This is a genomic window from Dorea sp. AF36-15AT, assembly GCF_003477705.1.
Lineage (GTDB): Bacteria > Bacillota > Clostridia > Lachnospirales > Lachnospiraceae > Claveliimonas > Claveliimonas ammoniilytica.
The window spans coordinates 1-16223 of record NZ_QUDV01000001.1 but is presented as its reverse complement, the minus strand read 5'-3'; the positions used below and the strand labels follow the sequence as shown (position 1 = coordinate 16223).

Genomic DNA, 16223 nt, shown 5'->3' with positions numbered 1-16223 from the left:
ATATAATTCTATTCCATAATCTTTACGATATTCCCATATCCCGCTTTTTGCAATATCTGTTTCGCACCATCCAGGATTTCTTCGTCCGAATAATCATGATCCCACAGAAAATCTTTCTTCTTTTCAGAGAGATATTGATAGAATAGCAACGCTGCCGCCAGTTCCTTTTTATCACTGTAATCAATGTCATCCAGCATGAGATTCTCCGCCTCATTAATCTGTCCATTGTCGATCATATCCAGCAGATCATTCAAATCTGTCCCCGACACTTCATATCCATTCTTCCTCTCTTCATCCACGGATACATATTGCTTGCCGAGCAAAATAGAAAACAGCACACTGACCATTTCTTTGATCATACGCATGATATAATCCTTCTCATCCTCAAACCTCATGGCTGCACCTCCTTGATTTCAAAGTATTGTTTTGATAAGTATAACATAGTTTTCACACATATCAAATAATATGCATAGTTTATAATGACAAGAAAAGTTGTCAAAACATATTGACAAAGATAGTTGTCAATGCTATCCTATTTTTGACAAATAAAATTGTCATTTTATCATAAAGGAGGATCTTAGATTGCCGTTACTGAACCGCTTAAAAGAACACAGATCCAAATTAGGCATGAACCAGACAGAGCTTGGAAAACTTGCCGGAGTATCCAGACAGACCATCAGTCTAATCGAACGCGGAGACTACTCGCCCTCTGTAACACTGGCATTAAAGCTTGCAATGATCTGTAATGTAAAAGTTGAAGATATATTTGAATATGAGGAGGATGAAAACCATGAAAAATAAAGATAACCTAAAAACAACCAGTCTTAGCAAACTGACATTAAAAATGGCTGCCGGTGCCATCGTCGGTGCTATATTGGGTGCTTCAGCAGCTGTATTGCTCTCGATTAACAATGGGAATTCGTTCAATCAGGCTGCGCAGAAATTAATCTCGGGTATTCAGAATATGATCTTTCCGGGACTGCTTCTGATCACTGTACTTTCAATTATATTGCAGGAGATCTATTATTCCAGATTAAAGAACATCTGCAACAGTCTCGCGGATGCTGATGACGAAGAATTTGACGAATTAGATTATAAAGAAGAAAAGACCGGTGCCATGCTGATGACCAGCAACCTGCTGTCATATATAGGCGGCATCGTACTATTAGCATTTGGTTATTCTATGGATTATCTGCACCACAGCATCGCACTCGGTGCCTGCCTCACATTTTTAATCTGCGTCTTCTATGACGGTATTATGCAGGCGCGCTATATAAAGCTGCTGCAGAAGACACATCCAGAAAAGAAAGGGGATGTATCTTCTATGAAATTCCAGCAGCAATGGTTGGAAAGCTGTGACGAAGCTGAAAAAGAAGTCATTTACCAGAGCGCGTATAAAGCATTTTCATTTACAAGTAAATGTCTTAGTTTCCTGCTTCTTCTCACCATGCTGTCACATCTGTTCTTCCACACAGGTGTCCTGGCAATCCTCGTAGTCGGAATCACTCAGATAATCCTGGCACTGACCTATAACAAATCCTGCGTAGAATTAAAAAAAGTAAAAGTCGAACGCTAATTAATCCAGCCTGCCTGCGATCGCATCTTCAATCATGCCTGCCAGCTTCTCTGCTGTGACAGGCATGATTTTTGTATTATACGTTATGATCTTTATGTCGGAAAAAGATATGCCTGATAATAAGTCCGGCCATCACCGCCGTCAGCACATCTGCACATGCCTGTGCCGCCAGCACTCCTGTATATCCAAATATTTTGGACAGAACAACAATCGTCATGGCATAAACTACGCCCTGTCTGCTGATCGACAGCACAAGTGCTCCCGACGCATTTCCCACAGACTGGCAGACACAGGTTGATACCAGCGTTACTGCCATGAACATCATACCGAACTGCTGATACCGAAGCATCATAGCTCCATTATTTACAATCCCCGGATCATTCATAAATACTCGGATAACTGTAGGTGCAAAGATACTGACAAGTACTGCAAATCCAAGTCCGGTTCCCATCTCAAACAAATATGCAAACTTTAATATTTCTTTTAATCTTTTTTCGTTTTTTGCGCCATAATTATATCCTACAAGCGGCTGACCGCCAAATGCAAATCCGACCAGTATCAGAGCCGTGAGCATATTGGCTTTTAATGCAATTCCCATGGCTGCGACTTTGTCCGTTCCGTACTCCAGCAGGAAATGATTCGTCAGCATGACCATAAAGCTCTGCATGAGATTTGTGATTGATGCCGGAATGCCAATTAACAGAATGTTACCTATCATATGCCCGGAAATTCTGGTCTCCGTAATTGCCACTGACAAACGGTTTGCCTTTTTCATCATCGCATACATATAATAAAGATCCGCTGCCATATTGCCAAGCACCGTTGCGATTGCAGCTCCTGCCGCCCCTTGTTTCAATCCAAAGATAAATACCGGATCAAGAATAATATTCACGATAGAACCGATAATAGAACCAAGCATTGCCTGTGCAGCCAGTCCTTCCGTGCGGAGAATATTGGTCGGCACAAGTCCAAATATGATAAACACTGCTCCTATCGCAATCCATGTATAATATCCACTGGCATACTGCATTGTCACATCATTTGCTCCCAATACCCGAAGAATCTGCGGCCGGAACAATAACAGTATGATCGTCACACAGATGCCAAATACAATCGATCCCCAGACACAGAATGCACTGACTCTCTTCGCATCCATATTTCTCTTCTGTCCAAACAGCCGGGAGATTACCGAACTTCCACCAAGTCCAAAGATATCTCCAAACGCAATCATCATCGTAAATATCGGTGCCGCCAACGACACTCCCGCCACCAGTTCCTGCACTCCTGTCAATGCGATAAAATATGTATCCACCATATTATAAACCAGCGAAACCATCATACTCATTACCACGGGAAACGCAAGCTTCATATAAGCTTTCGGCACTGATGTCTGTTCAAATAATTCGTTCTCCATACTTCTCCTTTCCGATTTTCCACTGTCAATATTATTCCACCATACATCAAAACATCCATAACCCGAATTATGGATTATGGATGTCCAACCGTAGCATTGAAAATCAACGCTCTATCATATTAAGTTCTTAGAATTTTTGTTCACAGGTGAGTATTTTAGCAAAGTCAGAGTAAAATGTCAAATATAACATATCTACTATTAAATATGTTTATCTCGAACTTTCTACATCTTCTTCCAAAAAAATAATAAAATCCGATTCTTCTGAAGTCCACTTCTTATTAAAATCTCTGTAGTGATAATGATCTCCTGCTTCATAATTTGTATTCTTAATCCGATTTAGAAAATCTATAATTCTATCCAGTTCTTCGTTGTTGCATTGTAACGTAGTTTCACTCAATTTCATCAGTTTTTCTTCATCATTATCTTTTTCATAACCAAAAGCTATCATACTCATTCCCTCTATTTTATAACATTAATTCATTTACCACATTTTTGAAATCATAGAATAAATCAATGTATTAATATATCTTTCATTACTTTCCATGCCAGATCAAATGTTATACTGAATTTAGCACTGGTCCCGCTCAGCACAAAAGAGTCTGAAAGGTCTCTTTCCCTGGCTTCTGCCAATGCATCCAGGGATTTAGTAAAAGACACAAAACGTCTGTTAAATTTCTCGTCCATACTGTCTGATATCCTCCTTTAACAAATCATTTCTACAAGTATCCATATTCAACAAATCAACACTATACAATGTCGGCAATTCTTCTATCTTTTCCTCAAGTATATCAAAATTCTTTACTCCCGTGACCGCGATATCTATATCACTTCGCTCTCTCGCAGTCCCTTTTGCTCTTGATCCATATAAAATCACTTCTTTAGCATGAAAGTTTCTGCAAAGTTTTGCAACCTCACTTATAACTTCTTCGACCTTCATAATATCACCTGCCATTTTACTACTTTTAATAATTCTTTTTCAATACAGTCTAATAATACTTCACTGTCACATGTTTACCCATCCGCTCTGCACAATCCTTCAGCTGTTCTACCAGATTCATACGCACGCTGAGATCGAATGGCAGATTAGAATTCTGGTGTGCAGGATTCAGTGCTCTTCCTACAAAAAGATTCAGATCCGTACACTCTTCGATCAACAGCCTTGCAAGTTTGGCTGCACCGTTCTCTGCATCCAGTGCATCAAAAAATGCTTCATCAAAATCATCATTTTCATAGCGGTGCAGGAGATCCAGCGCACTTCCGATGGTCAATACGCCTTCCGTTACCAGATCCAGACCTTCCATTGTTGCCATTGGCGGAATCTTTGGATCTGCATGCTTGACCAGCGTTACGATCTCCCGTTTTAATACACGAGATGCCACATTGGCACTGGTACCGCCACAAATAACTTTCTTGCCTTCCTGCTTCATAAAATCATGTACAACCCGCTCATCATCTTCCTTTCTGGACGGTGGACCTGTGAAGATATTGACCACCTGTCTGCGGATAACTCTGGTTACTGCAACGGTTGTATCATCTCCCGGCTTCTGTCCATACAGGTCGTAACACACCTGGCTGAGCATAGCTGCCAGTCTTGCTGCCGACAATGTCTCGTTCGTACATTTTAGCGTATAAGCTGCCATATCATCCCACTCCCAGTTATAGTTCATAGTTTCTTCTTCGCCGGCCCAGATTGCCCCATCACTCATCAGTACAAAACAATCATTGAGTTCTACATGAAATCGATACTCACGAATCTTCTTTCCTTCAATGACTCGCTCCTGATAAGGATAGTTTATTATTTCTTTGTTGCGTATAAACACGCATTTTGGATTATCATATTCTACCAGATAGGCTTCTCCATCTCGAAAAATCTGCAAGATACTGAATGTCGCATATGCTACTTCCCGTTCTTTACAGATAGGCAGTGTACGGGCAATCGTCTCAACACATGCATCAATCTCTGCGCCCTCCCGAAACATCGTGCCCAAAATCTTTGATGTCAGTGTTGCAAGAATATTCGCTTTTACTCCACTTCCCATACCATCTGCAAGAATAATAATACTGGAATCTTCTGTTTTCAGTACTTCGACTTTATCTCCACACAATTCTTCACGATTCTTGTTAAAACTTTTCCAGCAAATATCTACACTTACACTCATCTTAATCCTCTCCGTCATCCAGAATCGAATCTCTCAACTTAGAAAGCGTCACTTTGGTCTCTGCTGTAGTCTCTCCCAGCAGTCCGGCAATTTCCTGTGCTACCATCATCTGCTTATCAATGACCTTCTGCGCGATATCAATCGTCTCCATCTTCAGATTCATGTGCTGTTCTCTCGCCTTTTCCTCTTTGCTCACATCCTGATAGACAACCAATGCCGAATCCACCGACTCTATATACACAATCGTTTCTTTAGCAATAACATCAAGTGTTTCTAACTGAATTCGTTTCCTTAAAATGGATTTTTTATCTTCCAGCACCTGTTCAATATCTTCAACCTCAATAAATTCAAAAATATATCGCTCCAGTGCCTCTTCTCGGGAAATTCCCAGCTTATCCAGCATTCTTTTATTGCATTCCCTTATATGCATATCCCGATCGACAATCAAGACCATGTTCGGTGTTGCATCCATTACCAGATTTGACATAGACTCAGCCTGTGCCACTGCGTGTGGCAGACACATGCTGATCTCTGCCTTTCCCTGATATACAGCTTCTGCTTTGGCTCTGCAGGTAGCATATCCACACGCTCCGCAATTCAGTTCATCCTGTCTTGCATATTTTCCCATAGCGCGAAGCACTTCTGTAAGCTCTCGTTCTGTTGGCTGATCATCCTGGATGTAACGATCTTCAAATACCTTATCCAGAAGAATTGGCTCATGTTCTATATGCACAGCTTCTTCCGTATATTTCACCTGATGTTCCAGATCCAGCCTTGCTTTTAGCATAGAACGTTTCCATCGTTCAGCAGCCGGTCCTTTTACACATCCACCTTTACATACATTTAGTTCAAAAAATCCGCCTTTTACCTCTCCACGTATCAGTTCATCCAGTAATTCCATACATGTCTTAATTCCCTCTGCATGAAATTTCTCATAATGATCTTCCAGTCCTCCTGTCAGTACGGATGTAATCACACCTCCGCCTATTGGATACAACCGGTTCACCCCCGGATCCGGATTACCCATCGGCTTGTCTTCGCATTCCTCTACCCTGATACCTTCTTCTCTCCACCAACGGATAATCTCTTCAAATGTCAAAATGGCATTAATTGCTCCCTCTACCCGCTCATCTCCAACTGCTTCTGCTTTTTTAGCAATACAAGGTCCCAGAAAGACGACTTTCACATCTGGTCCATACATCTGCTTAATCAGACGTCCATGTGCAATCATCGGAGATACAACAGGAGCCATCATCGGGACTAATGTTGGATAATATTTCTCGATCAAATCATTAATACTTGGACAACAAGTAGAGATGATGTTCGTCATCTGTCCACTTTTAAGTAGCTTTTGATACTCTTCTGTGACTAATGCTGCACCTTCTGCTGTTTCCCGCACTTCATCAAACCCAAGCCTCATAAGTGCATCTACCACCTGTCCGGGCTGATCAAAGTCAAGTACACTGAGATATGACGGTGCAAGTGAAAGCACCGTACGCACACCTCTCTGAAGATATCCCTTCACCCGTTCCATATCGCTGGCAAATGTCTTGGCATTCTGCGGACAGACTTCCAGGCACTGTCCACAGTGAATACAGTGATCCTCCATAATATGCGCCTGTTCATTCTGTACTGAAATTGCCTTTACCTCACAATAACGGACACATTTGTAACAATGTCTGCATTTGGCATCCTTAAAATCAATGACCTTCATGCAAAGCCCTCCTCACATACCTTAATATCTCAATATTTCTTCTGGTGTCTCCACAATAATATCAGCTCCGGCTTCTTCTAATTCTTCCCGGTTTCCAAATCCATAAAGCACTCCGATCGTATCCATGCCATTCGCTTTACCGCCCATAATATCATGCGAACGATCGCCGATCATCACCGCTTTTTTATGATCAATTCCTTTATACTTCTGCAATGCATAAGCAATCACATCATCTTTATGCACTCTGGTCTCGTCCATAGACGCTCCGGCAATACAGGCAAAATACTTCGCCAGATCAAAATGTTCCAGAATCTGCTCCGCAAATAACTCAGGCTTTGACGTAGCAACAATCAATGTCTTTCCTTTCGCATTCAAACCCTCTAACAGCTCTTTTACGCCATGATAGACCTCATTTTCAAACATTCCCCCATCAGTATAATATTCCCGGTAATAATCGATTCCCTTGCGTGCTTCCTCCGGTGACAGATCAAAATACTTCTGAAAGCACTCTGCAAGCGGTGGTCCGATAAACTTACGCAGTGTCGTTTCCTCATACTCTGTAATTCCAAATTTATGCAAAGCATGACGGATTGAATTCATAATTCCTTCTCCTGAATCCGTCAGCGTACCATCCAGATCGAATAAATAATATTGATAGTTTCCCATTACAGCCTCCCTCATTGATGTCAGACATCAAAGATATTCTGCTTTTATTGTATAGAAGAAAGGGCAGAAATGCAATGCATTTCCACCCTTCTAAAATATTATGGACTATCCTTAATTAACTGTGCGTTTTACATAGGTTGTATGCAATGTCTCATGTGCTTTCTTGCTTCCCGGTTCTCCCAGATACTCTTCATACAGTTTCTTGATTGCCGGATTCTCATGCGATTTACGGATTACCTTCGCCTGATCATTGCGATACAGTACGCTTGCACGAATACCACGTACATCAGTGAAATTACGCACATCACCGGATACCTGCGGCTGGCCGCCTCCGTTGACACATCCGCCCGGACATCCCATGATCTCGATAAAGTGATACTGTTTCTCACCAGATTTTACCTGCTCCAGAAGTTCTCTTGCATTGCCAAGTCCCGAAGCAACTGCCACACGAATATCCATGCCTGCCACCTGATATTCAGCCTCTTTGATGCCCTTTGTGCCACGCACATCTGTAAATTCCAGATTAGCAAGTTCTTCTCCCGTCAATGTCTCCACCGCAGTACGAAGAGCTGCTTCCATAACACCGCCGGTCGCTCCAAAGATTACTGCCGCTCCCGTAGACTCACCCATCGGATCATCAAAGCCTTCATCCGGAAGTGCAGTAAATTCAATACCACAACGACGGATCAATCGTGCCAGTTCCCTGGTAGTGATGGCAATATCCACATCCGGTACTCCGGCTGCATTCTGATGATCTCTTCCGATCTCGAACTTCTTGGCCGTACATGGCATCACGCTGACCGATACGATATTCTTCGGATCGATACCCTGCTTCTCGGCAAAGTAAGTCTTCACCATCGCACCAAACATCTGCTGCGGTGATTTGCAGCTGGACAGATTCTCTGTCATATCCGGGAAATAGTGCTCGCAGTATTTGATCCATCCAGGCGAGCAGGATGTGATCAGCGGAAGCTTTCCACCATTCTGTACACGTTCCAGAAGCTCATGTGCCTCTTCCATAATCGTCAGGTCTGCTGCCCAGTCCGTATCAAATACACGGTCAAATCCGATTCTTCTGAGCGCTGCTACCATCTTGCCTTCCACATCCGTTCCCATCGGATAACCGAATTCTTCGCCAAGCGCGGCTCTGACAGATGGTGCAGTCTGAACGACCACGTATTTCTCCGGATCAGCGATTGCTTCTATAATCTTATCTGTATAATCTTTTTCATATAATGCACCGGTCGGACAGACTGCGATACACTGTCCACAGGATACACAACTGGTCTCTCCAAGTCCCATGTCAAATGCAGAACCGATAAAGGTCGCAAATCCACGGTTATTGGTTCCGATCACGCCGACTCCCTGAACTTTCTCACAGACAGCCACGCATCTGCGGCACAAGATACATTTGTTATTGTCACGGATCATATGCGCTGCGGAATCATCCAACTCATAGTGATTACTCTCACCTGCAAAATAATTCTCATCATCCACGCCATATTCCCTGCAGAGCTGCTGTAATTCACAGTTACCGCTGCGCACACAGGACAGACATTTCTTATCATGGTTCGACAACAAGAGCTGCAGTGTCTTCTTTCTGGATGAAATCAGCTTCGGTGTATTCGTATACACTTCCATCCCTTCACTGACCGGATGTACACAGGCAGCTACCAGATTACGGGCTCCTTTTACTTCTACTACACACATACGACATGCACCGATCTCATTGATCTCCTTCAAATAGCAGAGAGTAGGAATTCTGATTCCGGCTGCATGTGCTGCCTCAAGGATCGTAGAGCCGGCCGGTGCAGATACTTTCAGTCCATTGATTGTAAGATTAACCGTTTCCATATTCTCTATCCTCCCTTATTCCTTATAAATCGCACCGAAGCGACATTTTTCCATACATGCACCACATTTCAAACATTTCTCCGGATTGATCGCATGTGGTTCTTTTACTTTACCGCTGATCGCACCATTCGGACAGATACGTGCACAAAGCGTACAACCCTTACATTTGTCCGCATTGATCTTGTACTGCAGCAGATCCTTACAAACACCTGCCGGACATTTCTTATCCACAATATGGGCAATGTATTCATCTTTAAAGTAACGCAGGGTAGAGAGTACCGGATTCGGTGCTGTCTGACCAAGCGCACACAGTGAATTCGACTTCAGATGCGCTGCCAGTTCTTCCAGACGGTCCAGATCTTCCATCGTTCCCTGTCCCTTGGTAATCTTCTCTAAGATCTCCAGCATACGTCTGGTACCAATACGGCACGGTGCACATTTGCCACAGGATTCATCCACAGTAAATTCGAGGAAGAATTTGGCAATATCTACCATACAGGTATCTTCATCCATAACAATCAGACCACCGGAACCCATCATGGAACCGATCGCGATCAGGTTATCATAGTCGATCGGTACATCAAAATTCTCTGTCGGAATACATCCGCCGGACGGACCTCCGGTCTGCGCAGCCTTGAACTTCTTGCCCTTCGGAATGCCTCCGCCGATCTCTTCTACAATCTCCCGCAGAGTCGTTCCCATCGGAATCTCTACCAGACCGGTATTATTGACCTTGCCTCCCAGAGCAAATACCTTGGTTCCTTTGGACTTTTCTGTTCCCATCGATGCAAACCATTCCGGACCGTTCAGGATAATCTGTGGGATATTCGCCAGTGTCTCTACGTTATTCAGAATTGTCGGCTTCTGGAACAGTCCCTTTAATGCCGGGAATGGCGGACGCGGTCTCGGTTCTCCTCGGTTACCCTCGATCGAAGTCATCAGTGCGGTCTCTTCTCCGCAGACAAATGCTCCTGCTCCCAGACGAAGCTCAATATCAAAATCAAATCCCGATCCAAATATATCTTCGCCAAGCAGTCCGTATTCTCTTGCCTGCTTAATCGCAATATTCAGACGTTCTACTGCGATTGGATACTCTGCACGCACGTAGATATATCCCTGTGACGCCCCAATGGCATAGCCTGCGATCGCCATGGCTTCCAGTACAACGTGCGGATCACCTTCCAGTACGGATCTGTCCATAAATGCACCCGGGTCACCCTCATCGGCGTTACAACAGACATATTTCTGATCTGCTTCATTCGCTGCCGCGAATTTCCATTTCATACCGGTTGGGAAACCTGCACCGCCTCTTCCTCTGAGTCCGCTGTCAAGCATCACCTGAATAACTTCTGCAGGTGTCATCTCGGTCAGCACCTTACCTAACGCCTCATATCCTCTTGTACCTATGTATTCGTCAATATTCTCCGGACTGATCACGCCACAGTTACGCAGTGCCACACGGTGCTGCTTCTTATAGAAATTCGTCTCCTGCAGCGGAAGTACATCTTCTCCCTTCACCGTCTCATCATAGAGCAGTCTCTTCACTACATTGCCCTTTGCCAGATGCTCTTCTACAATCTCAGGAATGTCTTCTTCCTTGACCATAGAATAAAACGCGCCCTCCGGATACACAATCATGATCGGTCCCAGCGCACACAGACCAAAACAACCTGTCTTGATCACACATACTTCCTCTTCCAGTCCGTTCTTCCGGATCTCTTCATCCAGACGTTCTCTGATCTTCTGGCTGCCGGATGATGTACATCCTGTTCCTCCGCATACCAGCACATGAGTGCGGTACTTGCCGTGCTCAGAAGCTACAGCCTCTTCCAGAGATTCGTGTTCTGAGCGGTATGCCACTGTTCCCTGCATACGCTCTCTAATTACCCGTAATTCTTCCAGAGATTTCATTCTGTCCCTCCACTTCTAATCAAGTTAACCACTACTCGTATTTCGCAAGGATATCATCTATATCCTCCACCTTCAGGCGTCCGTATACTTCTTCATTGATCGTCATGACCGGTGCCAGTCCACAGGCCCCGATACAACGGCACGCATCCAGCGAAAATCTTCCGTCCGGCGTACACTCTCCGCCCACGATACCAAGCTTTTCCATCAGCTTGTTATAAATATCGCCGGATCCCTTTACATAGCATGCCGTGCCAAGACAGACAGATATCTGATATCGTCCCTTCGGACTCAGATTAAACTGTGCATAAAATGTTGCCACTCCATAAATCTTCTCCAACGGGATTCCCGTCTGGTCTGAGATAATTTTCTGGACCTCGATCGGCAGATATCCATAGATGTCCTGCGCTCTCTGCATAATCGGCATCAAAGCGCCTTTTTCATCTTTCAATTCTTCGATCACCTTAAGCAGTTCTTCTTCCTGCTCCTTCGTTCCTCTAAACGGAACTGCAGATTTTTTTGAAAGCATAGCTTTACCTCCATTTGAATTTATCGATTTTCACACAAGTTATTTATTATATTAGCACACAAATTGTCTAATATCTATAATTTTTCTCATTAATTTTCTATTTTTTCGTCGCTATTTATAGTTTGTTTGAATTATTATCAATTAACTTGTGCATTTTTTATCAAATCACAAATTATAAAAAAGAGAACTTTTGCAAGTATATTCTCCCTGCAAAAGCTCTCTTATTACTGCTCTATCTCAACAATCAGATAAAATCCCCGGTCAGTCTCCTCAATCTTCCTGATGACGCCTTTCCTGTCCCGGATCCGCTCCGCTGTGCGGTATATTCCCGACATGGCAATAGATGGTTCTACCAGATAAGTATATCTCCCGGTGCTCGGACTTCGTTCGCTGATCACAACTTCCTGTCCTTCTTCTACCAACCCCGGGCGCTCCATCTTAAAACGTTCCTCTCTCATAATTGCCTCCTATATGGATATTTCCGCTTAAAATCATAACATTTCTTCACAAAGTTTTCAATCAGTCAGTTATCTTGTATGCATTTTCGTTAATATTTTAATTACTCTTCCATATATAGTATTTTTCATTATTCCATGTTACACTGACAGTAAATTACATCAAATCAGAAAAAGCCAGTTACATTGCTCGGTCAGAATAACCGCACCCAGGATATCTGTGGGTGCTCTATGCATTTAATATGACTTATAGGAGGTAATTGTAAAATGGCAATTTCAATTGGCATCAACGGATTTGGACGCATCGGACGCGTCGCTCTCCGTATTGCCATCAGTCAACCAGATACTTTTAAACTTTGTGGGATCAACGTGCGTAATGCTGATCTGGACTACATGAAATATATGGTCCGCTATGATTCAACCTTCGGACGTTTCCAGGGGGAGCTTGACACATATGAGCAGGGTCTGATCATCAATGGTCAGAAGATTCCTGTATTTTCTGAATCGGACGCTTCTCTGATCCCATGGGACAGCTGTGGTGCTGAATATATCATTGATGCAACCGGCGCCTACTGCACAACGCAGAAAGCTATGGATCATCTGCAAGGCGGGGCTAAAAAGGTTATTATATCTGCTCCTGCAAAAGATGAAGAGACACCTACTTTTATCATGGGTGTAAACCATACCGAATACAACAGTGATATGCCCGTAGTTTCCAATGCATCCTGCACGACGAACTGTCTGGCACCGATCTGCAAGATTCTAGAAGACAATTACGGTATTGAATACGGACTCATGTCCACGATCCACGCAGCTACTGCTAAGCAGAAGGTTGTTGACAGCCGTTCTCAGAAGGACTGGAGAACCGGCCGTTCTGCATTTGGCAATCTAATCCCATCTACCACCGGAGCAGCTAAAGCAATCTCCCTCGTAATTCCTTCATTGAAGGACAAAATGAGTGGCATCTCTTATCGCGTACCTACTTCAGATGTATCTGTTGTTGACTTAAACGTAGCTTTGAAGAAATCGGCATCTTACGAAGAAATCTGCAAAAAAGTTCAGAAAGCCTCTATGACATATTTGTCCGGTATTCTGGATTATGTGGATGATGAAGTAGTATCTTCTGATTTCATCGGAGATTCTCATGCTTCCATCTTCGACGCACGACAGGGCATTCAGGTGAATTCCCACTTTTTCAAGGTGATCTGTTTCTATGACAATGAATGGGGCTATACCAGTCAGGTAATGCGTCTTATCCAGTACATGGATCAGGTCGACCATAATCGCTAAATAGTTCTGAATAGGACCGAGCTCGTTTCTGATTGATATGTAATATACTTTCTGTAAGGGACATATGCATTCGTTATTACGATTATGAACCGAACGACAAAAGACCTGCCGCATTCGTAAAGAGTGCGGCAGGTCTGCTTTATTTTTTTATTTCTGCTGCGATATATGGTTCAACATATATATGTGTAAATACTATTTCATCGGATATTTCCAATTGTTCCAATACTGCTTCCTTCACCTTACTGCAATCCAAACAAATATCTTTATCTTCATATGGATCTGAATCGGCTCTCCAGTAAGTATCACTGTTTTCTATAGACACGGTAATTTTCTCGTTATTCAAATCAATATCTTTAACAACTGCTGTCTCTTCATATAAGTACATTCCTGTATTAAAACTTACTTCATTATTTACTAACCCATATAATGGGCGTGCACCAAATACAATAATTAATCCTAATATTACACATACCGCTTTCTTCATTATTAGATTCCCCCATTTATTGAAAAGCGCATCCACTATTTCTTACAATTTTTTAACCTCTAGCACAGTATATGGATCATCATGCACATGTGTAAATACTATTTCATCAAATATTTCCAGTTGTTCCAATTTCTCTTTCTCCATCTTACTGCAATTTAATTTAATCTCTTTATCTTCATATGGATTTTTTTCAGATTCCAGGTAAGTATCGCTATCTTTTATAAATACTGTAATCTCCCGGTTATCCGAATTAATCTCTTCAACAACTGCATTTTCCTCAAACGGATGAATTCCATAATTAAATGATACATTAGAATTCTTTGCCTTATAGTATCGATATCCACCAAAAATAATAATTATGCTTACTATTAAAATGATGATTTTTTCATAGAACTTAATCCTCCCGTTTTATGCTTTTTATTTCATATGGCTCATCGTAAAAATGAGAAAATATAATTTCATCAGATATTTCTAACGAATCCAGTACATCATTTCCTTGATATAAATGACTACAATCCAATGACACTTCTTCTTTTTCATAGAAATTACATATAGAATTATTCTGTTTAAGTTTTACTTTAATTTCATTACGATATAAAAATACACCTGTTACAACTGCTTTCTCTTCATATAAAAGTTCTAATTTTTCAACTCTATTGGGCTTATTATCGTAATGCATATATATCACTTCATCATTTAGCTTTATTTCTTTTAAAGTTGAAGCACTTTTTTCCATCCATCTACAATTTAAAACAACTTTATCACTATCATATGGCTGTACTTTTAACCCATCATAATAACTATTTAGACTTTCAAGTTGAACAGTTATTTGTTGCTTACTTAAATCAATATCTGTTACTCTGCCTTTTTCTTCTAAAAGCAGTGGACTTCGTCTTCCGGTTCCTGGTGCTGTATAACAAATCCAGACAAACAACACTTCCACTAATATTACAAGAATCGTAACTTTCCACTCTTTTTTCATTTTCCATTACTCCTCACTTTAATTACCTCATAGGCGTTTGCGAAACGCCGTGCGCCGCATAAATACGGCATTTTTTCTTTTCTAAAAGCAAGTTTCTCACCTCCGACTATCCTTTACTATTCGTCCATCTTCAATCACAAGAATCCTCTCTGCATGTTCTGCGATCTTCTCATCATGGGTAATCAAGAGAATCGTCTGTCCATATTTTTCATTCAGTTCGCGAAAAAGCTTGATAATCTCGCGGCTGTTCTTCTGGTCCAGATTTCCTGTAGGCTCATCTGCCAAAATCAATTTCGGTTTACTGATCAGTGCTCTTCCAATTGCAACTCGCTGCTGTTGACCGCCGGACAATTCGCTCGGAAGATGATTCACACGCTCTGTGAGGCCGAGTAAATCCAGTAATTCATCCAAATCTTTTCGTTCTGCCTGTCTGTGATCCAGGAGCATCGGCAGACATATATTCTCTTCCACGTTCAGTACCGGAATCAGATTATAAAATTGATAAATCTGACCAATCTCTCTCCTTCGAAAAGCAGTCAGCTCACGTTCTTTCATTTCATAAATGGACTGTCCGCCAATATATACCTTGCCGGATGTCGGTTTGTCAACACCTCCCAGGAGATGAAGAAGCGTTGACTTTCCTGAACCCGACGGACCTAAAATCGTGACAAACTCTCCTTCTTCCACCGAAAAGGAAACATGGTTAAGTGCAACAACCTTATTATCTCCAAAGCCATATTCTCTTGTAAGATCTTCCGTTCTCAATACTTCCATCTTCGCGCCTCCCTTACTGGTTATCGTTACGAATAGATTCGATAATATTCAGATGTTTCAATTGTGACATTGCATATCTCACGGGTACGATCAGCAATAACACTGCAACTACAATCTGTATCGGCACCATATCCCACGGTATTTTCCATGTAATATTATAAAAAACTTCGTGATAGGTATCATACACGCCTAATAATCCAAGAAAACTTATCGGTATTCCAATCACACACCCGATAATCCCATAAAAACCTGCCTCTATGGATAACATCCTTTTCAGATCTTTCCGAGACATTCCTATCGACTGATAAGCTGCGAACTCTTTTCTTCGCATACGCATAGAAGTCGATATGCTTTGGAAAATATTGGTTAATGACAACAACGTGATCAACGCCATCAATCCATATCCTAATATTAATAA

At 42.2% G+C, this 16223-nt stretch carries 19 protein-coding genes; 3 read left to right on the top strand and 16 right to left on the bottom strand.

Going from position 1 to position 16223, the window contains the following annotated elements; translation table 11 throughout:
* Window positions 1-8: 8 nt before the first annotated feature.
* Complete coding sequence (locus DWZ93_RS00095) at window positions 9-395, bottom strand: DUF6483 family protein (RefSeq protein ID WP_118384050.1); 387 nt, start codon at window positions 393-395, stop codon at window positions 9-11.
* Window positions 396-582: 187 nt separating this feature from the next.
* On the opposite strand from DWZ93_RS00095, the gene DWZ93_RS00090 reads away from it, so the two are divergent.
* Together DWZ93_RS00090 and DWZ93_RS00085 are read left to right on the top strand one after the other, a co-directional pair.
* Window positions 583-801 carry a helix-turn-helix transcriptional regulator gene (locus tag DWZ93_RS00090; protein WP_118451621.1) on the top strand — a complete coding sequence of 73 codons (219 nt, stop codon included), beginning with the start codon at window positions 583-585 and terminating at the stop codon, window positions 799-801.
* Window positions 791-1576, top strand: a complete 786-nt coding sequence (locus DWZ93_RS00085) for a DUF3169 family protein (RefSeq protein WP_158574263.1) — start codon at window positions 791-793, stop codon at window positions 1574-1576. Before DWZ93_RS00090 ends, DWZ93_RS00085 begins: the two co-directional genes overlap by 11 nt.
* A 76-nt stretch (window positions 1577-1652) precedes the next feature.
* Here DWZ93_RS00085 and DWZ93_RS00080 read toward each other — a convergent pair whose 3' ends face one another.
* The 11 genes from DWZ93_RS00080 to DWZ93_RS00030 all read right to left on the bottom strand — a co-directional run bounded on the left by DWZ93_RS00080 (window position 1653) and on the right by DWZ93_RS00030 (window position 12278).
* Window positions 1653-2990 (bottom strand): MATE family efflux transporter, encoded by a 1338-nt coding sequence (locus DWZ93_RS00080; protein WP_118384047.1) that lies wholly within the window; start codon window positions 2988-2990, stop codon window positions 1653-1655.
* 208 nt (window positions 2991-3198) lie between these two features.
* Window positions 3199-3438 (bottom strand): Imm32 family immunity protein, encoded by a 240-nt coding sequence (locus DWZ93_RS00075; RefSeq protein ID WP_118384046.1) that lies wholly within the window; start codon window positions 3436-3438, stop codon window positions 3199-3201.
* A gap of 62 nt (window positions 3439-3500) precedes the next feature.
* The gene (locus DWZ93_RS00070) at window positions 3501-3674 is read right to left on the bottom strand and encodes a nucleotidyltransferase substrate binding protein (protein WP_243007115.1); all 174 of its coding nucleotides are present in this window, start codon (window positions 3672-3674) and stop codon (window positions 3501-3503) included.
* Window positions 3658-3927 (bottom strand): nucleotidyltransferase family protein, encoded by a 270-nt coding sequence (locus DWZ93_RS00065; RefSeq protein WP_118384056.1) that lies wholly within the window; start codon window positions 3925-3927, stop codon window positions 3658-3660. The genes DWZ93_RS00070 and DWZ93_RS00065 overlap by 17 nt, the downstream gene beginning before the upstream one ends.
* 49 nt (window positions 3928-3976) lie before the next feature.
* The gene (locus tag DWZ93_RS00060; RefSeq protein WP_118384045.1) at window positions 3977-5149 is read right to left on the bottom strand and encodes a SpoIIE family protein phosphatase; all 1173 of its coding nucleotides are present in this window, start codon (window positions 5147-5149) and stop codon (window positions 3977-3979) included.
* A 1-nt stretch (window position 5150) separates the two neighbouring features.
* Complete coding sequence (locus tag DWZ93_RS00055) at window positions 5151-6863, bottom strand: [Fe-Fe] hydrogenase large subunit C-terminal domain-containing protein (RefSeq protein ID WP_118451619.1); 1713 nt, start codon at window positions 6861-6863, stop codon at window positions 5151-5153.
* Between the two features lie 21 nt (window positions 6864-6884).
* Window positions 6885-7529 (bottom strand): HAD family hydrolase, encoded by a 645-nt coding sequence (locus DWZ93_RS00050; RefSeq protein ID WP_118384043.1) that lies wholly within the window; start codon window positions 7527-7529, stop codon window positions 6885-6887.
* A 111-nt stretch (window positions 7530-7640) separates the two neighbouring features.
* Entirely contained in the window at window positions 7641-9383 is a 1743-nt protein-coding gene (locus DWZ93_RS00045; protein WP_118451618.1) for an NADH-dependent [FeFe] hydrogenase, group A6, read from the bottom strand.
* A 15-nt stretch (window positions 9384-9398) separates the two neighbouring features.
* Window positions 9399-11294 carry an NADH-quinone oxidoreductase subunit NuoF gene (gene nuoF, locus DWZ93_RS00040; RefSeq protein ID WP_118451617.1) on the bottom strand — a complete coding sequence of 632 codons (1896 nt, stop codon included), beginning with the start codon at window positions 11292-11294 and terminating at the stop codon, window positions 9399-9401.
* Between the two features lie 31 nt (window positions 11295-11325).
* Complete coding sequence (locus DWZ93_RS00035) at window positions 11326-11820, bottom strand: NADH-quinone oxidoreductase subunit NuoE family protein (RefSeq protein ID WP_118384040.1); 495 nt, start codon at window positions 11818-11820, stop codon at window positions 11326-11328.
* Between the two features lie 224 nt (window positions 11821-12044).
* Window positions 12045-12278 carry a hypothetical protein gene (locus tag DWZ93_RS00030; RefSeq protein WP_118384039.1) on the bottom strand — a complete coding sequence of 78 codons (234 nt, stop codon included), beginning with the start codon at window positions 12276-12278 and terminating at the stop codon, window positions 12045-12047.
* Between the two features lie 264 nt (window positions 12279-12542).
* Here DWZ93_RS00030 and gap point away from each other — a divergent pair, with 264 nt between their 5' ends.
* Complete coding sequence (gene gap, locus DWZ93_RS00025) at window positions 12543-13565, top strand: type I glyceraldehyde-3-phosphate dehydrogenase (RefSeq protein WP_118451616.1); 1023 nt, start codon at window positions 12543-12545, stop codon at window positions 13563-13565.
* A gap of 139 nt (window positions 13566-13704) precedes the next feature.
* Here gap and DWZ93_RS00020 read toward each other — a convergent pair whose 3' ends face one another.
* The 4 genes from DWZ93_RS00020 to DWZ93_RS00005 all read right to left on the bottom strand — a co-directional run.
* Window positions 13705-14049, bottom strand: coding sequence for a hypothetical protein (locus DWZ93_RS00020; RefSeq protein ID WP_118451615.1), 345 nt, complete (start codon window positions 14047-14049; stop codon window positions 13705-13707).
* 394 nt (window positions 14050-14443) lie between these two features.
* On the bottom strand, window positions 14444-15031 hold the full coding sequence (locus DWZ93_RS00015; protein WP_118451614.1) for a hypothetical protein: 588 nt from the start codon (window positions 15029-15031) through the stop codon (window positions 14444-14446).
* Between the two features lie 96 nt (window positions 15032-15127).
* Window positions 15128-15805 carry an ABC transporter ATP-binding protein gene (locus tag DWZ93_RS00010; protein WP_118451613.1) on the bottom strand — a complete coding sequence of 226 codons (678 nt, stop codon included), beginning with the start codon at window positions 15803-15805 and terminating at the stop codon, window positions 15128-15130.
* A 13-nt stretch (window positions 15806-15818) separates the two neighbouring features.
* Window positions 15819-16223 (bottom strand): ABC transporter permease (locus tag DWZ93_RS00005; RefSeq protein WP_147364644.1); only part of this gene is annotated, 405 nt, incomplete at its 5' end.